22 protein-coding genes are annotated in these 20,063 nt (G+C 68.3%); 10 read left to right on the forward strand and 12 right to left on the reverse strand.

The window, feature by feature from the left end:
• The first annotated feature begins 532 nt into the window (after positions 1 to 532).
• On the forward strand, positions 533 to 1,393 hold the full coding sequence (locus IE265_RS29150) for a calcium-binding protein (RefSeq protein ID WP_190038706.1): 861 nt from the start codon (positions 533 to 535) through the stop codon (positions 1,391 to 1,393).
• Positions 1,394 to 1,875: 482 nt separating this feature from the next.
• Here the strand turns inward: IE265_RS29150 and IE265_RS29155 are convergent, their stop codons facing one another.
• Positions 1,876 to 2,844: a glycoside hydrolase family 113 protein gene (locus IE265_RS29155; RefSeq protein WP_190038707.1), complete on the reverse strand. Its 969-nt coding sequence runs from the start codon at positions 2,842 to 2,844 to the stop codon at positions 1,876 to 1,878.
• Between the two features lie 314 nt (positions 2,845 to 3,158).
• Here IE265_RS29155 and IE265_RS29160 point away from each other — a divergent pair, with 314 nt between their 5' ends.
• From IE265_RS29160 to IE265_RS29175, 4 genes are all read left to right on the forward strand, one after another.
• Positions 3,159 to 3,458, forward strand: a complete 300-nt coding sequence (locus tag IE265_RS29160; RefSeq protein ID WP_190038708.1) for a DUF7660 family protein — start codon at positions 3,159 to 3,161, stop codon at positions 3,456 to 3,458.
• A gap of 486 nt (positions 3,459 to 3,944) precedes the next feature.
• The gene (locus IE265_RS29165; protein ID WP_190038709.1) at positions 3,945 to 4,532 is read left to right on the forward strand and encodes a DUF4240 domain-containing protein; all 588 of its coding nucleotides are present in this window, start codon (positions 3,945 to 3,947) and stop codon (positions 4,530 to 4,532) included.
• A gap of 326 nt (positions 4,533 to 4,858) precedes the next feature.
• Positions 4,859 to 5,386 carry a hypothetical protein gene (locus tag IE265_RS29170; RefSeq protein WP_190038710.1) on the forward strand — a complete coding sequence of 176 codons (528 nt, stop codon included), beginning with the start codon at positions 4,859 to 4,861 and terminating at the stop codon, positions 5,384 to 5,386.
• A gap of 374 nt (positions 5,387 to 5,760) precedes the next feature.
• Positions 5,761 to 6,084, forward strand: coding sequence for a hypothetical protein (locus tag IE265_RS29175; protein WP_229916674.1), 324 nt, complete (start codon positions 5,761 to 5,763; stop codon positions 6,082 to 6,084).
• 1,068 nt (positions 6,085 to 7,152) lie between these two features.
• On the opposite strand, the gene IE265_RS29180 is transcribed toward IE265_RS29175, so the two are convergent.
• The 9 genes from IE265_RS29180 to IE265_RS29220 form a co-directional block, all read right to left on the reverse strand.
• Positions 7,153 to 8,313 carry a phage portal protein gene (locus IE265_RS29180; RefSeq protein ID WP_190038711.1) on the reverse strand — a complete coding sequence of 387 codons (1,161 nt, stop codon included), beginning with the start codon at positions 8,311 to 8,313 and terminating at the stop codon, positions 7,153 to 7,155.
• An 89-nt stretch (positions 8,314 to 8,402) separates the two neighbouring features.
• Positions 8,403 to 8,765 carry a hypothetical protein gene (locus tag IE265_RS29185; protein ID WP_190038712.1) on the reverse strand — a complete coding sequence of 121 codons (363 nt, stop codon included), beginning with the start codon at positions 8,763 to 8,765 and terminating at the stop codon, positions 8,403 to 8,405.
• A 40-nt stretch (positions 8,766 to 8,805) separates the two neighbouring features.
• Entirely contained in the window at positions 8,806 to 8,958 is a 153-nt protein-coding gene (locus IE265_RS29190) for a hypothetical protein (RefSeq protein WP_190038713.1), read from the reverse strand.
• A gap of 11 nt (positions 8,959 to 8,969) precedes the next feature.
• The gene (locus IE265_RS29195; protein ID WP_229916676.1) at positions 8,970 to 9,419 is read right to left on the reverse strand and encodes a hypothetical protein; all 450 of its coding nucleotides are present in this window, start codon (positions 9,417 to 9,419) and stop codon (positions 8,970 to 8,972) included.
• Between the two features lie 181 nt (positions 9,420 to 9,600).
• Complete coding sequence (locus tag IE265_RS29200) at positions 9,601 to 10,410, reverse strand: aminoglycoside phosphotransferase (RefSeq protein ID WP_190038714.1); 810 nt, start codon at positions 10,408 to 10,410, stop codon at positions 9,601 to 9,603.
• 74 nt (positions 10,411 to 10,484) lie between these two features.
• The gene (locus tag IE265_RS29205; RefSeq protein ID WP_190038715.1) at positions 10,485 to 10,706 is read right to left on the reverse strand and encodes a hypothetical protein; all 222 of its coding nucleotides are present in this window, start codon (positions 10,704 to 10,706) and stop codon (positions 10,485 to 10,487) included.
• A 3-nt stretch (positions 10,707 to 10,709) separates the two neighbouring features.
• Positions 10,710 to 11,846, reverse strand: a complete 1,137-nt coding sequence (locus tag IE265_RS29210; protein WP_190038716.1) for a radical SAM protein — start codon at positions 11,844 to 11,846, stop codon at positions 10,710 to 10,712.
• A gap of 55 nt (positions 11,847 to 11,901) precedes the next feature.
• Positions 11,902 to 12,489, reverse strand: coding sequence for a hypothetical protein (locus tag IE265_RS29215; RefSeq protein ID WP_190038717.1), 588 nt, complete (start codon positions 12,487 to 12,489; stop codon positions 11,902 to 11,904).
• Positions 12,486 to 12,935: an ATP-binding protein gene (locus IE265_RS29220; protein WP_190038718.1), complete on the reverse strand. Its 450-nt coding sequence runs from the start codon at positions 12,933 to 12,935 to the stop codon at positions 12,486 to 12,488. The genes IE265_RS29215 and IE265_RS29220 overlap by 4 nt, the downstream gene beginning before the upstream one ends.
• A gap of 432 nt (positions 12,936 to 13,367) precedes the next feature.
• Here IE265_RS29220 and IE265_RS29225 point away from each other — a divergent pair, with 432 nt between their 5' ends.
• Both IE265_RS29225 and IE265_RS29230 read left to right on the forward strand, forming a co-directional pair.
• Positions 13,368 to 14,753 (forward strand): NsdA family TPR-like regulatory protein, encoded by a 1,386-nt coding sequence (locus IE265_RS29225; protein ID WP_190038719.1) that lies wholly within the window; start codon positions 13,368 to 13,370, stop codon positions 14,751 to 14,753.
• 28 nt (positions 14,754 to 14,781) lie between these two features.
• A complete protein-coding gene (locus tag IE265_RS29230) occupies positions 14,782 to 15,246 on the forward strand; it encodes an SAM-dependent methyltransferase (protein ID WP_190038720.1) in 465 nt (154 codons plus the stop codon).
• Here IE265_RS29230 and IE265_RS29235 read toward each other — a convergent pair.
• Entirely contained in the window at positions 15,243 to 16,553 is a 1,311-nt protein-coding gene (locus IE265_RS29235) for a site-specific integrase (RefSeq protein ID WP_190038721.1), read from the reverse strand. The genes IE265_RS29230 and IE265_RS29235 overlap by 4 nt on opposite strands.
• On the opposite strand from IE265_RS29235, the gene IE265_RS29240 reads away from it, so the two are divergent.
• The 3 genes from IE265_RS29240 (at position 16,518) to IE265_RS39395 (ending at position 18,355) form a co-directional block, all read left to right on the forward strand.
• A complete protein-coding gene (locus IE265_RS29240) occupies positions 16,518 to 16,727 on the forward strand; it encodes a hypothetical protein (RefSeq protein WP_190038722.1) in 210 nt (69 codons plus the stop codon). The genes IE265_RS29235 and IE265_RS29240 overlap by 36 nt on opposite strands.
• A 4-nt stretch (positions 16,728 to 16,731) precedes the next feature.
• Complete coding sequence (locus IE265_RS29245; RefSeq protein ID WP_190038723.1) at positions 16,732 to 17,169, forward strand: barstar family protein; 438 nt, start codon at positions 16,732 to 16,734, stop codon at positions 17,167 to 17,169.
• A gap of 505 nt (positions 17,170 to 17,674) precedes the next feature.
• Positions 17,675 to 18,355, forward strand: coding sequence for an STAS domain-containing protein (locus IE265_RS39395; RefSeq protein ID WP_190038724.1), 681 nt, complete (start codon positions 17,675 to 17,677; stop codon positions 18,353 to 18,355).
• Here IE265_RS39395 and IE265_RS29255 read toward each other — a convergent pair.
• Entirely contained in the window at positions 18,300 to 19,778 is a 1,479-nt protein-coding gene (locus IE265_RS29255) for a PepSY-associated TM helix domain-containing protein (protein ID WP_190038725.1), read from the reverse strand. The two genes, IE265_RS39395 and IE265_RS29255, sit on opposite strands and share 56 nt — an antisense overlap.
• Between the last annotated feature and the right edge of the window lie 285 nt (positions 19,779 to 20,063).

The raw sequence follows: 20,063 nt of genomic DNA on the forward strand, positions 1-20,063 counted from the left end.
GCGTGACGGACGACGGTCACGGGTGGGCCGTAACCATCAGATGGTCGGGGAGCCGCGGAACCGACCGCCTGAGAAGGCAATGCGGAGCCGAGCCGTCGCCGGGGCGGGAAGCGTCGCGCGGTAAGTCGGACGGGCCGGTGCGAGGGCGGTTGCGCCCAGGGCTTTGACCCGGCGCTCGATTCCGGCGGAGCCGGTGCCGTCGAGGATGAACGGCTGCACGCACGCCGGACAGGCGGCGCTGGTGGCCGGTTGCTCGGCCCGTGCCGGTCGGGCTGCCGACCGCTTGGACGGTCCGGTCGGCGACGCTGCCCGATTCCCGGACAAAGCGCGCCCCCGCCTGCCCTGACTGAAGCCGAGGACGCGCCTCCGAGTACGACTTCATAAAAGTTTCACCGGGCGTACAACTGTTTGCCCCTCTCGTGAATCTGATCAGCGAGTCAACCAGACTCCAAGATCATCTTTGGGTATCGGCGTCGTCGCGAGCCGCAAGGCATGACGACTGTCCGGCCCCCCCTTTCCAGCAGAGGAATGCATGCGCATACGAGCCACCGTGGCCGCTGTCACCGGCGCCCTGGCCCTCTCCGCCCTTGCCGTTCCCGCCGCGCAGGCGGACGGCAACGCCTCGCTCGCCTCGATGGCGCCGGGCAAGTCGAAGTCATCGAAGGTCACTCCGTTCGCCGCCGCTTCGCCGGCGGACGAGGTGGTCGGCGACACCCAGATCACCAGCGTCTCCGTCAATGGCGGCAAGGACATCGTGGTCGGCGTCAGCAAGAAGAAGACCTTCACCATCTCGGTGACGGCCACCGACCCGTCGGGCATCTACGACGGCTACGCCCAGCTCTGGCACGGTTCGGACATCGACAACGTCGATGGCGTGATCACGCCGGACGCCGAGTGGGGTACGTGCACCGCCACCGGCGCCACCACCGGGACCTGCAAGGTCACGCTCGTCGCCGACCCGAACGAGAACATCTACGCCAACCTCCTGGCCGGCACCTGGAAGGTGTGGGCCGGAGCCATGGGCAACGACGGCGACTACGTCATCACCGACGCGTACAAGACCGCCCGGGTTCAGCGCGCCTCTACCCTGACGGTCAACGCCGCGCCGGAGCCCGTCACGAAGGGCAAGACCGTCACGGTCACGGGCAAGCTGGCCCGGGCCAACTGGGACGACCTTGCCTACCACGGCTATACCGGCCAGTCGGTGCAGCTGCAGTTCCGCAAGAAGACCAGCGACACCTACACGACGCTGAAGACCATCAAGTCGGACTCGGCCGGCAACCTGAAGACGACCACGAAGGCCACGGTCGACGGCTACTTCCGCTACAGCTTCGCGGGCACCACGACCACCCCGGCCGTCAAGGCCACGGGTGACTACGTCGACGTGCGCTAACCCCTGAAGTAGGCACAACGCGGGAAAGCGGCGGTCGCCCCACCTCCACCAGAGGTGCGGGACGACCGCCGCCACCATCGAACCCCGCAACACCAACGCACCGACCAGGTGCAGCCCTCACCGGCCGGCTCACCCGGCACGTGGAAACCCTGTGCAAGGACGAGCGCACTGCGCTCAGCGTCCGCCTGCCCCGCCAGCTGTGGCTTCGGAAGCGAGGCCGGAGAAGACCCCAGCGGCGAGAGTGTCCGCCATCTGCCTCCGGCTTTAACGAGCCGGCCACGGGCTCGGCGACCTGCGAGTCCATGAGGACGTCCGCGCCCCCGGATCGCCGCGGATCTGCGAAGAAGCGCAGCACCGTCGTAGGCACGGTGATGAGCCGAGGCCGCTGCACTCCATTGCAGACGTCGATTCTCTGACCCGCGCTACGTAGTGATGCCGCGGACCGTGTGGCGATGAAGCTGGAAGGTTCGGATTTCACTCGGTCATTCCTCCACGGCCATGTCGCCGTAGCGCCGCGCGACTTCGTGGAACGCCCGTTTGGGCTTGCACGTACCGTCGCCGGTCACCGCCACGACCCCGAAGCCGGCCTTGTCGAGGTCGAGACACGGATCGTCGTGATGCGGGAAGTCGGGCATGGCGTAGGTGAACACGAAGCAGCCGTGCACGCCCTCCGCGTCGTACTGGTCGATGAGTTCACCGAGGTAGCGGGCCTGGACGTCCTCATCACGGGGATAGTCGCCGCGGATGCGCGGGGGCACGGCGAACCAGTTGACGATCCAGAAGGAACCGGCTCCCCGGCGGTCGGCTCCGGTGAAGGCACCACACCCGAACTCGGTGATGACCACGGGCCTGTCATGATCGCGAACCAGGCTGCGCAGGCGGTCCGTGTAGGTGGCCTGGTTGCGGCCGGAGCGGTAGAGGCTGACTCCGACCAGGTCGAACAGCGACCAGTCGACGTGCTCCCACGCGGCCGCGGAGTAGGTGACCGGACCGCCGAAGCGACGCCGCGCGGTGATCACGGCGATGGTGAGCAGCCTGTGGAGCCGCCGGTCGATCCTGCGCCGCAGCACGCGGCGGAAACGCACGATGAGCTTCAGGCGCAGGAAGGACCGAGGTCCGGGAACGATTCCGGGCACGGTGTGGGAGAACTCGCTGCCGACCAGGAGCGTTACCCGGTCCGGGTGCTCCCGGCGAAGTTCTTCCGCCGCCTCGGCGATGGCGTCCAAGTGCTCCAGCAGCTTCGGCTGAGGCAACTCGGGAACGTGGGGCCGGATGTACACGCCGAGACCGGTCTCGAGGGCGGTGCGGGCGGCATCGATCAACCGCTTGCCATCCCCGACGAGCATCACCGTGGTGCAGTGCAGATCCCGGGCGATGATCTCCAGGTCCCGCCGCACGTCATCGGTGCTCGCCTCGCCGATCAGGTAGGAGATGCCTCGGACAGTCAGCATGCGTTCGGCTCCTGTCGACGCAGACGGTGGGCGGTCTCGGTCCAGCCGACGCTAGAGGGGCATTCGGCGGTCGGGCATCCGTCTTTCGTCCAGGCCCGCACGACTTCCGTCTGACGTGCACTGACCTCCAGCCACGCCGACTGGGCTGTGTCAGGTTCCGCGGTGGCGGTCTGGTGTGGTCAGTCTTCTTGCGGCTGCGCGGCACTGCTCATGTCCCTCACGCCGTGGAACCGGTGGGGGCGGCAGGGTGAACGGCCCACCGGTCAGCCTGGCTTCGCCGTACCGGCTGCTACTCGGTCCCGGTCCTACTGCTGATGGAGGAACGTCGCACGTCAGAAGGAGGCGCAAGGTACTTTCAGAGCATTTCACCGACTCCCGACGACGAAGTCCGCAGCCGCGACGAACTGGTCTCCTTCGTTGAGGGCCTGCGCGAGGACTACCTGCGCAGGGGGCACGAATGGGAGAACCAGACCCTCGACAGTTTCCTTGAGGCTCTGGCGGCATGGGTGCATGCCTCGCCGGGCTGGTACCAGAACTTCGGGAAGGAGCCTCCTGAAAGCGGTGACTGGACCTTCCTGGCACGAGCGCTTCAAGCCGCCACTGTCTATGAGTGAAGGTTCGCTTCGAACGCTCGGGTTGCGGCGCTGAGCCAGTCGCGGCCGGCGTGGGCGAGGTTGCTGTCTCGGCGGATTCCGCGTTCGACGGCGGACAGAACGGCCGACCAGATTCCGAGACTGCGGGCAGCGGCGGTGAGAGTGACGCTTCTGAACTGCCACGGAGGGCGCACGTCGGCGGATCGCGGGGGCGGCGACTGCGGTGGTCAGGCAGCGGAGGCGATGGTACGTCTCAGGTGTGAGGTCTCGCTGATGCTGCGGTGACAGTGCATCGTTGACCCGTCCGCACCCTGACCGGCGACTCCTACCCCTCCCCGCGAGGCAAGCTCCTGGCGGAGAACCGCTCTGGTCTGGATCGCCCTTCCGGGAGCGCCCGACAAGCTCGCCCAGATCGAACGGCGGGTGCCGCCGACCGTTGATCTCCACACCTACTGTCACGACCGGTCCCCGGAGTCGGCTGTCAGGGGCAGGTGAGAAGGTGCGGCCATGAACATCGACGAATTCTGGACCGTCATCGAAACGGCACGCACCGACGCTGCTTTGACCTCCGGAAACCCGGACGACGCGTTCGCCTCGGCCCTGGTCGAGCGGCTCGCGGCGACCTCGAAGCAGACGATCCTCGAATACCAGCAGCGCTTCGATCAGCTCCGCGGGGCGATTTATCGCTGGGACTTGTGGGCTGCCGCCTATCTGATCGGTGGAGGCTGCGCCGACGACGCCTTCATGGACTTCCGCGCCGGCCTGATCGCGCAAGGCCGAGAGTGGTACGACCGGGCCGCCACCGCACCCGATGTTCTCGCCCAGCATCCGGACGTCATCGCTGCGGCGGCCGAAGGCAGCGACGAGGCGCTGTTCAACGAAACCGTCAACTACGCAGCCTCATACGCCTATGAGCGCATCAACGAAACCGAGGACGACTGCACCTTCTACGACGACTACGACCGGTTCTGCGGACCGCGAGCCAATCACGAGCCAACCGACATGGGCGAGGGATTCGACTTCGACAACACGTCGGAGATGCACGCCCGCCTGCCCGGGCTGGCCCAGCTCTTCCTTGATCACGGAGACGACTGAGTTCGCGATCGGTCGCACCACCGGCGTCATGCTCAACGCCTCCGAGTTCGTGGTCCACGACGGCCGGGAGGAGGGCACCCGCACGAACGACTCAGTGCCCGCAACGGACTCTGTCTCGAGCGCGATAACTACCTGAAGCCCGTGATCCGCGAGCCGGGTGCCCTGCCAGGTGTCACCGCACTCGACCGGGCTCGGGTCGCCGGCAGGTTCGCGCCCATTTGCGATGCCTGGCGGGAGGTTGCTTGAACTGAGCCTGACTGCCAAGTGACGGAGCGGCTTGCAAGGTGCCCTCGACAGTGCGCTGCACCTCACCGAGACTGATCGCCATGGGGGACAGCACGATGTGGGTCGCGGCATTCACCGGCGGCACGGCTGTCTTGGCAAGCTGGGTGACGAACCTGGGGAACGTACGGGCTGCCCGGGTCCAGGCCGAGGCATCGATGGAGGCTCAGCATCGAGGACGAGTGCGGGAATTGCGACGCGCTGCCTACCTTGAGCTGATGCAACGCTCCCACGACACTGCGGAGTTGTATTGGAGGGTCTCGGACGCCTTTTTCCAGATACCCGATCCTCAGCGGCAGTTGGTACGACTGGAGGAGTTGCGCGTTGAACTACGAGAAGCCTACGCACCACTCCTCCAAAGCGTCCGGGTCGTTGTCCTGGAAGGGCCGGCCGCCACTGCCGAAGCAGCTCAGGCCGTTCAAGACGCTGCGCAGAAAGTGAACCAGTGCCTGTGGCACATCACCCGCGGGGACGCGGACGCCCGCGACCGCTTCGACGCAGCAGAGGCCGCCTATCGGGAATGGCAAGCGCGGTTCGTCGAGCGAGCGCGCGCAGCAACTGAGGCGTCATAGGGGTGTTACCAGCAGCCGTTGATCATGCACCTTTCGGCATGGGCGGTCGTTGGCCCGAAGGTAGGGACATCGTGTCGGATGAACCATGTTCGCTGATCGTGCCGTTGTGATCCCGACCTTCGGGAGGTCCAGGGCCAGGCTCAGAATTGCTGTCTGACGCGGGGGCGTTGGCCGCCCATGCGGCGCCGGGCGCCCGTCTCCACTTGCTCTGCAGCCACCTGACCCGTATTGGCCAGACCATTGAACAGGGCCGCCTGGTCCGCCTGTTGAGGTCGATCGCGCACGATGGGAGGCCTGGAGCGAAAATGTAACTCTTGGATAGAATCCTTGGGTTGATGTCTTGACTTCAATCCAAGGGTTGCCATCTTGGATTCATGTCAATCACTGGGAAGCCTCGTCTCATCCCGACCGGCAAATGCTGGTGCGGCTGCGGGAGGGACGTCGGACTCGGCAAGTTCTTCGCCGCCGGCCACGACAAGATCGCCGAAGCAGCGCTCATGGCCCTCAAGTACGACGGGTCCGTGGCTCAACTGCTTCACGCCCACGGCTACGGCTCACACCACTCAGTCCGCCACGCCGCCGTCACCGATCCGGACTGCTCGTGGGAGAAGTGCGCCGACTGCAACTACAGCGGTGCCCCTGCCAGCATCGCCAACCACCGCAAGAAGGATCATCCCGAGCGGCACGGCCTCGGATAGACGATCCGTGCTCCCGCCGCCCCATCCGGGCAGTGGCAACGACTCCAGCCGATGTCGGCACCGAGCGCGAGCGGCGAACCGCAACCAGAAGGGCAGGACAGCCCTGTCAGGCACCGGAACAGAGGTCATCGGGTGACGACCTTTAGAGCTCGGCCCCCAGTTCTGTACAGGGAGGCGAAGTCTCGTGCGAAGGGCGAGGTCAAGCGACTCCGGAGCAAACGTTGCCCGGCACACTTCAAGGACTTGAGTGGAAAGGGGCATACCTCGAGGATGAATGCCACGGGCCCGTTCCCCGCTCGATCGGGCACACGAAGGTCACGGCTACGCTCCCAGCATGACTGACATAACGCCAACCGATCCCGAGAGCGAGCAGACAGTCGGGCGGGTACCTCTGTGGCTCGACCCCGCTGACATTCGATGGATCGCCCGCCATTGCTGTTGCCCGCCTGATGCTTCGCAGGAAGAGCGGGACCGCTGTGGCCGTATCCGCTTCCGGGCCAGCAATGCGCTCTACAAGCACGGTCACGGACGCTGACAACGTCAGGTCCAGGGCGTTGTTGTGAAAGACGTGTTCGGTGTCGCGGCATGGGGCTGTTGAAGAAGGCCCGTTGGGCGTCGACAAGATCATATTTCAGCAGGCCCATGGTCACTAGCACGGCCTCCACGCCGTGGCATGCAGTGTCTTCGAGGAACTGCTGGAGCGCATCCTCGTCGCAGGTTGCTTCCTACAGGGGCCGCACGGGTTCTCGCATTGCAGCGATACGCGCCAATCGTTCCGCGTTGAAGCCCACCGGACTCACCTTCCTGGTTGGGCCCGCAGGCTATCCCCATGCAGGCGGGCCGCACTGGCCCGTTTCAGGCGTTCTGGACGGACGGGTGGATGGAAGGTGGAGGCGCGTTGGTGCGGAGCACCACCACTGCCCTCACTGCTGAATGGCGCGTAGCGTGTCGAGGCATGACGCGGCTGCCGGACCTGCCTCAGAACACGGCGTTGCTGGACCTGCTGCGGGAGCAGGGCGTTCCGCAGAAGCGCGGTGCCCATGTCCATGAGGGGTGGGAGCTGCACACTCACCCGGATCTGATCGAGAGGCTTGGGGACCTTGCTCCCCAGTGGCCGGTCCTGCTGACGTTCGGGGTGCCGGTGCTTGCGGGCAAGGGCATCGCCGCGGTCGTCGCCTGGGGGATGGACGTGCTGCTGGTGCGCCTACCTGAAGCGCCAGCGGAGCCCTTGGAGCCCGCAGCTTCCCGCCCGCCCCTGACGGATGCGGGCCAGGGCTGGTACTCGCTCTGCCCGTGGCAGAGCGAGCTTCCCTCGGCAGAGTCCAAGCGCCAGTTGTCGCTGGTGATCCAGCATGCGCTCTCGTACGGGGCGAGCCTGTCGGACGACGACAGCATCGACTGGCAGGGGCGCCCGGTACAGGCGCCGGGCAGGCGCAGGGAGAAGGCAAAGGGCAGACGTCCCAGCAGGGACAAAGGCAGAGGGTAGGGCGGACGCGGACTCCGGCGGTAGGGTGCGGAGCGGGTCCTGATCAACGGGTTGCCCCTGACGAGGTCTTGAACCAGAGAGTCCGGCGTCCACTCACGGGCCGACCGCCCCCGGAGACCTGGCTGGTCTGCGGTGTCGACGGCGACGATGCCGCCCGGGCGTGAGTCGTTCGTGATGAACGCCACGTTGTCCAGGCGGGACAGGTGGTCGAGCTCGATGCTGATGCCCGCCGCTTCCAGCGGGGTCTGCCCGGAGAACGGATCGGTCGGGTGGGGTTCGCGAACCCAGATGACCCGCTCGGGGTCGAGCTCGCGGATGTGCCCGTACAGGGTCGTGAACTCGCGGTGCTTGATGTACTCGCCGCGTTGGTCGGGGATGGGCAGGACCCGGTCCGGCGGGAGGAGGTCGAGTCGGGTGATGGTGCCGCGATTGGAACGGGTCACCTCGCAGAACTTGCCCCGCTTGGACAGGAGGGTCTGCGCCGACAACTGCTTGCGGAACTGGGCGTCCGACTCAAGCGGGTTCGCCTTCTTCCCGTTGAGGAGGCGCAGGAGCGGGTGGTCCTCGATGACCTCCTCGAACTCGCCGTCGTCGGTGAGACCGCGGCCGATCTCCAGTGGCAGGCGGGCGGCGTGCTTGCCCATCGTGTCGATGGCCTTGTAGACCCAGACCACGCGCTCGTAGCCCTCGGTCACGACCCGGCCGAGGTCCCAGCCGTCCGCGCGGCCTGCTGGTGTAGCCACCAGCCGAGTTGATCGTTTTCGTCTCGTCCGGCTGCGGGCCCGGGGTGATCAGGGAGCGCAGCGCGGGGAACCAGCGGCGTTTGGCCATGTCATGCCCCCTCGCCGCTCACCCATGCCGCGACGGCCAGGAGCACGCCGAACAGCAGGGTCCAGGGGTTCAGGGAGTAGGCCACGGCGGCGATCAGGGCCAGGCCCACGGCGAGGCTGCCGTAGCCGCCGACGAGCCGCAGTGCGTGCGGCACGGCCGGCTCGGTGTAGAGCACGGCTCCACCGGCTGTCGCGGCGACCAGCCCGATCACGAACAGGGCCAGGGGCGGCGACCCTGCGAAGAGGGCTCCCAGCAGGCCGACCGTCCCGACGTCGGCCAGGAGGAGGCCGATCAGGTCGCGGGCGATGCGACGCCGCGGTGCCCGATGGCTGGGGAGCGGTTGGGGCTGCGTTGGAGGATTCACGCCGCGGACCGTAGGAAGGTCCGCGGGTTTGCGTCGCGGGCTAGTCGCTCAGGTCGATCACCGCGTAGCAGATGCCGACCCACGCCAGCACGGCGACGAGGACGGCGGCCGCGGTGCCGTCACCGCCCGAGTGGTGGTAGGTGAGGCCGCCGGAGGCGGCACCGCAGGCGAGACCGGCGAGGAAGATGCGCATGGGGGTAGTTCCTATCGTGCGGGGCGGGAGATGCCGGAGAGGTAGGCGCTGATGCCGCGCCGCTGGATGGTGCCGCCGGGGACGAGCTTGGCGTTCGGGGGCGGCTCGGGGACCTTCCGCTTGGCGCGCACCGACTGGTCGCCGCCGATGAGGTGCCGGTTGTCGACGAGCGCTTCGCAGTCCTGGCCGGACACATCCTCGAACGGTCGGCGGCAGCCGCGGCAGTAGACCTCAAGTGCGTCGATGCGGGTGCCGGGCGCGGCGGTGAACGAGCCGCGGAAGTCGGCCGCCTTCGCGATGCGGGCTTCCACCTTGATCTCCGCTGCGACGATCCACACGTGCGCGCGGGTGTCGACTTCCACCGGTGCGGGAGCGGCCGGCGGCGGCGCATCCAGCGGCCTGTCGAACAGGTTCGCGAAGAGCTCAAGCTCCAACTGGTCACGCACGATCGTTGTTGTCACGTACAAAGCCCTCCGTTACCGCAGTGGCCCCCCAGCGTCAACGCCGCGATGTCATATGGACGTAGTGACCCCGCTGTGCGTTACAGGTGCCGTGAAATGAGGTGCCGGATGGCATGGGGAAGCCCCGCCCATCCGCCTCGGGGGGTGCGGATGAGCGGGGCCGTGCGGGGGGAGCAGCCGATCAGGATGTGCGGCTGCTCCAGTAGTTCACCCAGTCATGGGCGTGTTGGGCCATGGTCTTCTTCCATGCCTGCGGATCGGCGCGGGCGATCTCTTCCCAGGTGGTCGCGTTGGCCTGGGAGAAGACCATCACCGCGGTGGCGGGGGCGGCCGCCCAGGAGGCGAACTGCGTGCGCGCCCAGGTGTCGGCATCCTGTGCGCTGTGTCCGGCTTCCATGAGCCGCAGGATGAGCACGGCCGGGTCGATCCAGGCTGCGCCGCGGGTGGGCCACGCCCAGTCGACAATGTGCGCGCGGTTGGTGATCAGCACGTTGTGGGGTGCGAGATCGGTGTGCAGGAGCGTGTCACCGGCGAGCACGCTGACATCCGAGGCAGGGGCGTAGGACCCCCAGCGCTGCTCGGCGCGCTTCAGTTCGATGTCGGGCCAGCGTGTGGTCTGGAGCTCGGCCACCGCTCGGGCGACGAGGGGAAGGTCCGGGGAGCCGGGGGCGTAGTCGGCGTGTCGGCCGGCGAGCTGCTGGTAACCGATCAGGTCCCAGCCGCCGGCGTTCACGTGCCAGAGCAGGCGGGGGCACGCGTCGGGCAGGTACGGGTTGATCGCTGCCTCGCGCTGCTGGGTTCGTACCTGCGGGTGGTCTGCGGGCACACCCTTGACGAACAGGGTCGTCGCAGCGGTGCGGAGAGTGGCGGCGATGCCGGAGTTCACTCCGCCCTGGGCGGTCACCGCGCTGAGGACGGGACCCGTGTGAGCTTCGACGGCGGTGCGGGCTGCTGCGGGGAGGTCGGTCCAGTGGATGCGGTCGACAGGCATGTGGTTCCTGGGGGTGGGCGGACGAGCCGCCCCCGACCCTAGGCGGGTGAGGGCGGCTCGCGGCGCGTGTCGGTCTAGTAGGGCTGGTCGTCGTCGGCCTGGCAGGAGCAGCCGAGGCTCTCAGAGAAGGTGCCGATCTGCGGCGTGATCCGGACTTCGTCGTCAGCGATCGGCCTGGACGTGATCGCAACCGGGACCGGGCTGGCGGCCGGGCGGCCGGTGATCGCGACCGGAACGGGCCCGGCCGTTCGGGACGGGATCGCTTCCGTGGTGCTGGGCTCAGTGGCAGTTGCCATGGGTCACCTCACGGGTTCGGGATGCTGGCAGTACATGTTTCGTGGTGCCTTCGCCTCCTGGTAGAGCCTGGCCATGGGGCGGCACGTGGTGCATCCGCCCGGATTGCCGTCGGCGTCCTTCTGGCCGAACGCGCAGCCTGCGCAGCCACCGGTGCGAAGTTGTAGGCCGTCGGCGATGCCGCCGAGGCGTTTGAGTCCCTCGATGCCTTCCTCCATCAGCGGGATGTGGGGGTCGCGGCCGATCTTGCAGATGGAGGCGTGGCCGAACGGGTCGGCGTGGAAGAAGGTGTGTCCGGCGTTGCAGCCGGCGAACGGCTTCCGCTTGCGCAGGTACTTGGCGGCCTGCTCCGGGATGGGCGTCGAGTCGCCGTCGATGGTGGGCGACATGTTCGTGAAGACGAACACTTGGCCGTAGGGCTCGGCCAGGCGCTCCATCGCGTCGAACTCGGCGGCGTTGTCCTTGGTCAGGACGATGTTCAGTTGCAGCCGTAGGCCTGCCTCGCGGGCGGCGTCGAGCCCGCGGACGAACCGGCCGAACGCGCCCCGGTTGCGGGTGAATCCGTCGTAGGTCTCCGGCGTCGCGCCGTAGACGCTGAGCGACAGGTGGTGGGGCGGCCGCTCGGTGAGTGTGTCCAGGATCTTCGGCTTGTGGAGCTGCGAGCCGTTCGTCGAGATGGTCAGCATGAGCCCGAGGTCGAAGGCGTGCGAGTACGCCTCGGGGAACTCGCGGTCGATCAGCGGTTCGCCACCTGTGATCTGGAGCCAGAGCACGCCGGCGTCGCGCATGATGTCGAGCAGCCGGACCTTGTCGTCCCACGGCACTCCCTCGAACCGTTTCAGCCCGAGGTAGCAGTGGGGGCAGTCGTAGTCACAGCCCTTGTTGATCTCCCACGAGGCGCGGGCGTATCCGTAGGGGCTCGGAATCCGTACGAGCACGGTGTCGGCCAAGGGCTGCCCGGCTATGTCGAGCGACCAGGCTTGGCGAGCGGCGTCGACCAGCCAGTCTGGGGGGAGCTGGCCGTCGTCCGCGGCCCGCTTCACCTCCACGTAGCGGGCAAGAGGGATCTGGACCCCTGCGTCGTCTCCGGGGCGGACGATCAGATGCTCGTCAAGGAACGGGCTCGCGATCAGGGCGTGCACAGGGCCTCCAGGTCGCTTCGGCTTTCTCAACGGGGCGGGTTGTACGGGAGCGGGATCAGGTGATGGTGCGCAGGAACGTGCCGAGGAGCTGTTCGTGCGGGATGGGGCCGGGCTGGAACCGGTCCAGGAAGTCGGCGAGGGGCCACGTAGGGACAAGGCGGTCACCGCGGCACGGGCGCAGCCAGTACGGGCCCGGAGGCTCCGTCTGCCGCATGGGCGGCAGCGCGAGTTCGTACGGGGCGCCCAGGCAGCTGCCGTACCGGTGGGGCCCCCACGTGGCGTGTGTGCCCGGGGGGACGAGCCAGATGAGCCACTGTCGTTCGGGGTCTTCGATCACCGGGCCGCAGGCGTCGGGCCGGTGGCCGGGAACGTGCTGGATCTCGTCGAGCAGTTCGACGACGGCGCGGCCTTCGGGCCCGGCGGCGGTGACCACGGCGTCGAAGAACCGGCCGCCCAGCGGTAATCGGAGTGGGCGACCGTGCTGGAGGTCCATCAGGTTCCGCACGCGTGCGGCCAGGCCACTCATGTCCGGCGCGACCTCGTCGGCCGCAATGTGCTCGCCGCGTTCGAGGAAGTCGACGGCGCCGGCCGAAGCCGGGCCGCGGGGGTTGCCTGCCCGGTGGGGCAGCGGGGCGTGTGTCATACCGAGCCGTCCCAGGTCGCGGGGAGCAGTGCCTGCACGGTCTTGCCGACGATCTGGCCGTCGTCGTCCACACGGGTGCCCCAGCACAGCCGGCCCCGGTACTGGGCCACCCACCACAGCCCCTTCGGCCGCCCCTGCACCTCACCGCTCTGGGCGGCGGCCTCCTCGAACCCGGGGAACTCGGGGAGCCCGTCCTCCACCTCAATGGCCAACTCGTCGGTCTCCGGGAGTCCGAAGACCCGCAGGTGCACGTAGCCGCCCTGGAGGGGCTTGCCGTGCTTGACGGCGTTGTCGACGAGCTTGTCGGCGACGCGCGCGGCCTGGTCGATGTTGCCGGGCCAGCGGGACATTGTGAGCCACGGGCGCATACGCAGCCGGGCGTTCGGGCCCGCGTGCACGGTTGCGGTGAGCGGCCAGAACTGAAGGAAGCGGGGGTTCTTCTCCACGAGCGGCAGGAGTACGGCCGTGCTCGCACGCGGGGGTGCGGATTCCCCTTCTGCGGGTGCGGTTGTGCGGGGCTTAGGCGAGTTCACGGGGGGTGGCTCCCTGCTTTACGACGGGGGTTCCGTCCGTTCCCGTGCAGGCCCACCGGGGGTGGGCGGTTCGGCAGTCGGGACCACTGGACGAGTCACTGGGTGATTACGTAAAGCGAACCGTCATTGCGCTCCCGTGGGTACCGGTCGGGGGCGGTGCGGCTGCCAAACGTGACTCAAGATCGTCTTCACGGCCGGGTGACGCCTGTTCCCCGGGGGTGGGAGCATTGCGCCAGTTGGCCTCACCTGTTGGGCAGTTGGGTCATAGGTTGGCCATACCGCGGGAGTACCGCGATCCAGGTTGACAAACGTGACTCAAGATCATCAGTGCGGCGGGGGATCATCATGGCGCGCAATCGGAATGAACGGTTCGACGCCTTACTGCGGGAAGCTGGCTGGTCACGGGCTCAGGCCGCCAGCGCCTTCGTGCGGGTCGCGCACGAGAACAGCGCGACGGAGTACACCAGCCTCACCCGGCAGCACGTCCAGCACTGGGTGGCCGGTCATCAGCCGTCCGGACGCGCGCCCATAATCATGTGCGAGGCGCTGTCCCGCTGCCTGAAGCGTGTCGTCACACCGGCCGAAGCCGGGTTCGCAGCGCCCGCCTCGCCAGCGCAAGGGGCGTTGGACTGGAGCGTCGATCCTGTGATCGCGCTGAACGACCTGGGGAGCACCGACTTGGATCCGAACCGGCGCAGCCTGCTCCGTGGCGGCGTGTACTCGGTGACAGCCCTGGCGCTACCTGCCGACGCCTGGTGGGCCGAGATGGCGCAGGAACCGACACAGGACCAGCGGAAGGGGCAGCGGGTCGGCCGCGGCGACGTAGAGAGCGTGCGTGAGATGACGCTCGCGTTCTCACGCATCGACCAGCGGCGCGGCGGCGGCGCCGGCCGGACCGCACTCGTGGAGTACCTGCACTCCGACGTCAACCGCTACCTGGTCGGCTCCTTCCCGAACGACCAGGTCCGCCGAGCCATGTACTCCGCCGCGGGCGAAGCCGCCTACCTCGTCGGCTGGATGGCATTCGACAACGGCGAACACGAACTCGCCGAGCCCTACTTTGCTCTGGGCCTGAAGCTCGCCGCCCGCGCAGGCGACGCCCCCCTGTCCGGGCACATCCTGCGCGCCATGGCGCACCAGGCGCTCGACCTGAGCTTGCCCCACAAAGCACTGGAGCTTTCCACGGCGTCGCTCGCCAGCCAGCGGTACCAGTCGGCGACCCCGCGCGAGCGGGCCCTGCTGGGCGTCGTCCACGCGCGCTCTCTCGCCGCGACCGGCCAGGAGCAGCCCGCCGCGAAGATGTTGCTGCGCGCCGAGGACGACTTGCGCAGCGCACACGAGGGCATCGAAGAGCCGGACCGCACGTTCTTCTTCGGGGAGGCGTCGCTGGCCCACGAGACGGCCTGTGCGCTACGTGACCTGAAGGACAAGAGGGGCGCGGTCGGCCAGTTCGGGCGCAGCGTCCGAACCCGCGGCCCGGCCTTCAAACGGACGCACGCCGTGACGCTCGGGTACCTGGGGGCCACCCAGATATCCGCGGGCAACGTCGAGGAGGCGTGCGCGACATGGGCGCGGGCCCTTGATGCGATGGAAGACGGGATCTACTCCGGTCGCGCCCGACAGCGCGTGGTGGAGATGCGGCAGCTTCTCACCCCGTATCGGCGCCGCGGCATCCCTGTCGCCGCCGAACTCGAAACGCGGGCAGCCGACTACCTGCGCACCGTAGATTGATCACGTCACCAGGATCGAGGGGAACGCCATGATGCAGATCGAACCCATCGGCGCGGTTGTCGGAGGCCGCACGGAAGTCGCAGACGACTACTGGGGCGGCGTCCACTGCATCATCCGGCTCGACGCCGGCTTTCCCCTCGAAGTCGTCCAGGGCCTTGAAGAGTTCTCCCACCTGGTCGTTACCTGGCACTTCAGCAAAGCGTCCCCCGACGATGTCGCCTTGCACGCGCGCAGCCCGCGTAACGACCCGCGGTGGGCGCCTTCCGGGACGTTCGCGCACCGCAACCACCGGCGGCCGAACCAGCTCGCGACGAGCTTCCCGAGGCTCATCAAGGTCGACGGACTGGACCTCCATGTCACCGATATGGACGCCGTGGACGGCACCCCCATCTACGACCTGGCTCCCTACTTTCCGGAGATGGGGCCCCGGGGCGATGTGCGCGAGCCGGGGTGGCCGGGCGAGATGCTCAAGGACTACTGGGCTGGCAGCTAGCCCGCGTCCCTGCCCGTGGAGGCCGGGCCGCGGGCTTCCGCTACTGCCGCGTGGGCAGGGCCGCCGTACAGGGGCACCGCGGCGAGCGGGTCCTTGTCCCCGAGCCCGTGAGTACGGTCGTACACGGTGTCAGCGGTGTGCGAGCCGTCCGCCCACCGGCCGGCTGTGTTGCGCTCCTTGAGCGGGACACCCGCCGCGATCATGTTGGTGTTCGCCCCTGCTCGCCACGAGTGCGAGCGGACCCGCTGCCCGTCGATGTACGGCACCCCGGCCTGCTCGGCGAGGAGTTGGAACCGCTCGTTCAGGGAGCCGGGGCGCATCTTCGTCCCGCGCTTGCGGCCCTCCGGGTACGAGCGCAGGGCGCCTTTCACCGTCAAGGCCCGGAACAGGGGATCGGTGGGGCGGTCCGCGCCGAGCTCGCGCAGGACGTCGAGCCACGCGCGGGCCCGGCGGACGAGTTGGAGGTCTTCCGGGTCCCGGATGAAGCGTCCGGATCCCTTGCCGGTCTGGTCGGTCTTGGACGTGGCCGTGATGACGTAGAGGCCCGTGTCGTGGACGCGGACCCGGCCAACGAGCTGATCGGCGAGCTCCATCTCCCGGTGCAGGTTGACGTACGCCAGGGCGGCGAGGAACGCGTCCCGCTTGCCGATGGGGGTGTCCTCGTCGATCGCTGCGATGATCCGCAGGTTGTACGGGAGCGTGACGGCCGCAGCCCGGTCGACCGCCCCGCCGGCCTTGACCCACGTGTTGCGCCAGGCCTGGACCCGGCCCTGTGCGCGGGAGCGGTCGGGGCGCATGCCCACCGGCTGCCAGTTGTAGATGCGCGAGAGGTACTGCTTGACCGTGTCCGGCTTGAACTCCCCGGCCTTGCCCCTGCGGATCAGGTGCAGGGCGTACGAGGTGTACGTCCGGGTCGTGCACGGGTGCGCGAGGAGCGGCGGCGTCTGCTGCGCGCACCAGGCCTCGAACGCCCGGACCGTGGAGTCGCGGTTGGTGAGGGTGTTCTCCGCCAGGTCCGGCTGTTCGAGGTCTTCGACGTCCTCTTGGGTCAGCCGGAAGTCGGCTTCGGTCCACGCGGGCCGTTCGTCGGCGAGCGGCGGCAGCTCGCCGGGCGCATCCTTCGGGTCTTCCCGGGCGTTCGCAGAAGGCCGCAGAGGTGACGTGGGATCGGCTCGGCGCTTTTTACGCGGGGCGGGGAGTGATTCTGGGTGAGTGATGACGGGATCGGTGAGAAGGAGCCGGGCACCCGGCGGATCGCTGTACTCGGCGAGATGCTGGAGCTGGGCGACACCGCGGCGCAAGCCCACCGGGACATCGGCCAGGAGACGGGCAGACTCGGCGTGGACATCGTCATTGCTGTCGGCGACGTCCTGGCCAAGCAACTCGCCCTCGGTGCGGCCGACGCCGGCGTCGACACGCCATCGTGGGCGAGGATTACTATGCCACCGAGCCACTACGAAACGGTGATCCAGGTCAGGTGACAACGTGAGCGAGTTCTGGGAGTCCTGGGTGGACCCGGGCGACGTTATTTCGGGTCTCCCTCTTGACCCATATTTTGTGCACGAGAGGCGTCGTCGCGAGGTGGTTGAGGAGATGGCCCGAGCGGGTTTTGATGTGCAGGAGGTGGACCTCTCGGGAATCACCACGGAACGTGAACTGCTTGTCATGCTCGGACGTTCCTTCTCCGCTCCGGATTACTACGGAAAAAACTGGGACGCATTGCGAGACGTGCTCTTCGAGCAAGGAGGACGAGCGGCGTTCAGGATCGCCCTCGTCTTCTCCTCCAGTGACGCCTTTCTCCGTGCCCAGACGCACGGTTTCGTCCGGTCCGTGACGCTGTTGCAGATGCTGGCGCGCGACCTGTCAGACGTGGACGAGGGGTGCGGCCAACTGGAGATCTTCTACCTGGCGGACTGGGAGTGACGGAGAGGTGAGCGAGTAGCGGTGGCCGAGCCCGAGCGGCCACCTGGACGACGTAGTGCTTGCTGCCCGGCCGCCGGCCGCCGGGCGCGGTCGACCGGGATCGGGCCGCCTACTGCGCCTCTCCGGGCTGCCCTGGCACAAGAGGAAGCGATCACCGCCCGCGGCCAAGCGCCCGCCCGTCCGCTTCCGACGGCACCGGCGACTACCTGCTCACCACCGGCGACATTGTGTTGCTGCACACCAACGGCCTCGCCGAAGCACACGCCACTGCTGCCGGCGGCGAGGACCGGTACGGGGACGACACCCTCTTCGGCCTCGCCCGCAGCCTCGCCCCCACCACGGCGTCCATCGCCGTCCACGCGGTCCGCGCCCTGCTCGACGCCTTCGGCACCGGCGTGGACGACGCGGTCCTCGACTCGCCATCCTCGTGCCCCGACCTCTCAGTGAAGAGCAGCAGTGACCCAGCACTTGCCTGCGCACCCGCAACACCGCCGCCGGCACCGTCATGGAACTCGCTGGGGAACTTGACCACCGCACCGCTCCCCAGGCCCACGACGCACTCCTCGCGCTCGACCTGCGCCCGAAGCAGCGGCTCGTCCTCGACCTCGCGGCCATCACCTTCTGCTACTCCAGCGGCCTCAGTGTCCTGATCGCCGCGCGCAATCTCGCCCCGGCCACCGACGCAGCCATCGCCCTGGCCATGGTCCCCGAACGCGTCGGCCGGATCATCCGCATCGTCGGCCTGGACCAAGTCTTTCCCATCCACCCCACTGTGCAGTACGCCGAGGATGCCTGGCGATCCTCAACATGCCCCACCGCGACAGACCTCCAGAAGAAGGCCGCCTCGGCGCGCCCCATGGGCCTTCGCCCGGGGGCGGAGGCGACCAGGTCGGTCAGTCTGCTCCCCGGATTCGCGGCGACGTCCCGAGACGAGGACGACCGCCTGGCCGACCACCGCCTGCTCCCGCACTTGCGGGGATGGTCGCGGGCCGGCGTCGACGACGGCCGCAGGCGGCCGCATGCGGCTCAACCGACGGCGGCCGCCAGGGCAGGCTGCAACTCTGCAGGCGGCCGCCGCCGGTGCGGCACCACCGTCGAAGCCGTGGTCGTGACAGCAGAGGTCGACCCGTTCAGTGACCTGAGAGGGTCTCGGCGGGCGGCGGTGCGGTGGTACGTCGACGCTTGATGATGCCGATGGTGAGGTCGATGGCCAGGAATGCGGCCAGTGGGATCCCGAAGAGCGGAAGGGCCCAGCCGACCGCCACCACCAGCAGGACACCGACGGCGGTCTCCAAGGGGGGAAGACTGCGCCAGGTCCCGCGGGCCGGTGGGGTACCGAACGGGGTGCGGCGGTCGGACCGGGTGGGGCGGCGCTGCCACCACATGCGGTAGCCCCAGAAGATCGCGCAGATCAGACCGACGGCCAGCAGGGCGAGCAGCACCTGGTTGACGATCCCGAACAGGGTGCCCATGTGCAGGCCGATACCCCAGCGTGTCAGCTTCGCCAGCACCGGCCAGTCGGCGAAGTCCACATGGTCGACGACCTTGTTGGTGGAGGAGTCGACGGCGACGCTGTCCCGGCCGACCGGCCACAGATCGCGCGTCTGGGAAACGGTCCAGGCGGTGTCGTGGTCCTGCGGTACGCCGATTTCCACGGGCCCGCCGATACCGTCACGGCGCGCGGTCTCCAGCACGCCGTCGATGGCGCTCGGATCGACCTTCTCCGCAGTGCTGTCGTCCTGCGCACCCTCGTGGTGGTGACCGCCCGAGGCGCCGGCGGGGGGATCGGCCAGCGAGGTGGACACCGAGGGCGTTCCGGAGCGCAGCGAGTCCAGCGCTTGGCCGAAGTGAGCGCCGGCGTAGCGTGACCAGGTGAGGCCGGTTACGGAAAGGGCCAACAGCAAAACCGCGAGCCACAGGCCTGTTACCGCGTGAAAGCTCCGGGTGCGCCGTACGCCACGCTTCGCGGAGCGATCGGGAAGCAGCAGGTTCCGGGCTGTGCGGTTGGCACGCTGCCGCCGCCACCAGAGGGCCAGGCCGCCGAGAACCAGGACCCACAGCCAACTCGCCGCGAACTCGGAGTAGTACCGGCCCACGGTCCCCAACTGGAGGTTGCGGTGAAGGTCGTCCAGCCACGTCATGAGCGGGGTGCTGCCGTACCACGTGGTCAGCCGGCCCGTCACCTTGCTCGTGTACGGATCGACGTAGACCGTGTGCGCCTTCTCGCCCAGTTCCGGCAGGGCGAAGTCCACCTGTGTGGTGTCGTCGCCGCTTCCCGGCCGAACGGCGGTCAGGGTCCCGTCCGGATGCTCCGCCCGCGCGGCAGCCACCTGCTGCGCCAGAGTTTGAGCGCTGACACCGGTCTGGGCGGCGGTGAGTTCCTTGTCGTAGACGATCGAGTCCAATTGCGGGGTGAATATGTAGAGCAGCCCCGTCACTGCCGCGACGAGGAGGAAAGGCGCCACCAGGACGCCGGCGTAGAAGTGCAGCCGGGTCAGCAGCGCGCCGAAGCCGCTGGGGCGCCGCGCGGCAACGGGTTCGGCTTCCGGCTTCTCGTCGGCGAGGGCGGGAGCGTCCGGCAGGTCGGGCGCTTCGGAATTGACGGTCATGCGGTGACCTCGTGCTGTGTCGGCGGCGCGCGGGGCACCGTCATTCGGTCAGGAGGGGCGACGCATGGTCGATGACGCGCTGTGGTGCCGCTCCATCGGCCCGTGCGAGGCCCCTGTTGCTCAGCAGTCGGTCCGGACCGCCTCCGAGTTCCCGCGGTGACCCGGATTCTTTCCACGGATGCACGGAGGGCGAGACCCGGCCACACGACACGGGGCGCGGTACGGCTGAGGGGCCACGAAGTTTCCGGACAGGCGCCCAATAGGGTTGTCCTGAACAAGGAAACG

It is taken from the genome of Streptomyces fructofermentans (assembly GCF_014651055.1).
GTDB classification, from domain to species: domain Bacteria; phylum Actinomycetota; class Actinomycetes; order Streptomycetales; family Streptomycetaceae; genus Streptomyces; species Streptomyces fructofermentans.

Excerpts from the sequence above, each read along its gene's own strand:
- IE265_RS29215 (WP_190038717.1), bottom strand. The coding sequence starts at position 12,489 with ATGACACACGCCCCGCTGCCCCACCGGGCAGGCAACCCCCGCGGCCCG.
- IE265_RS29190 (WP_190038713.1), bottom strand. The coding sequence starts at position 8,958 with ATGCGCATCTTCCTCGCCGGTCTCGCCTGCGGTGCCGCCTCCGGCGGC.
- IE265_RS29240 (WP_190038722.1), top strand. The coding sequence starts at position 16,518 with ATGCTGGAGCTGGGCGACACCGCGGCGCAAGCCCACCGGGACATCGGC.
- IE265_RS39395 (WP_190038724.1), top strand. The coding sequence starts at position 17,675 with ATGGAACTCGCTGGGGAACTTGACCACCGCACCGCTCCCCAGGCCCAC.
- IE265_RS29205 (WP_190038715.1), bottom strand. The coding sequence starts at position 10,706 with ATGGCAACTGCCACTGAGCCCAGCACCACGGAAGCGATCCCGTCCCGA.
- IE265_RS29155 (WP_190038707.1), bottom strand. The coding sequence starts at position 2,844 with ATGCTGACTGTCCGAGGCATCTCCTACCTGATCGGCGAGGCGAGCACC.
- IE265_RS29230 (WP_190038720.1), top strand. The coding sequence starts at position 14,782 with ATGATGCAGATCGAACCCATCGGCGCGGTTGTCGGAGGCCGCACGGAA.
- IE265_RS29150 (WP_190038706.1), top strand. The coding sequence starts at position 533 with ATGCGCATACGAGCCACCGTGGCCGCTGTCACCGGCGCCCTGGCCCTC.
- IE265_RS29175 (WP_229916674.1), top strand. The coding sequence starts at position 5,761 with ATGTCAATCACTGGGAAGCCTCGTCTCATCCCGACCGGCAAATGCTGG.
- IE265_RS29165 (WP_190038709.1), top strand. The coding sequence starts at position 3,945 with ATGAACATCGACGAATTCTGGACCGTCATCGAAACGGCACGCACCGAC.
- IE265_RS29160 (WP_190038708.1), top strand. The coding sequence starts at position 3,159 with ATGGAGGAACGTCGCACGTCAGAAGGAGGCGCAAGGTACTTTCAGAGC.
- IE265_RS29170 (WP_190038710.1), top strand. The coding sequence starts at position 4,859 with ATGGGGGACAGCACGATGTGGGTCGCGGCATTCACCGGCGGCACGGCT.
- IE265_RS29255 (WP_190038725.1), bottom strand. The coding sequence starts at position 19,778 with ATGACCGTCAATTCCGAAGCGCCCGACCTGCCGGACGCTCCCGCCCTC.
- IE265_RS29225 (WP_190038719.1), top strand. The coding sequence starts at position 13,368 with ATGGCGCGCAATCGGAATGAACGGTTCGACGCCTTACTGCGGGAAGCT.
- IE265_RS29200 (WP_190038714.1), bottom strand. The coding sequence starts at position 10,410 with ATGCCTGTCGACCGCATCCACTGGACCGACCTCCCCGCAGCAGCCCGC.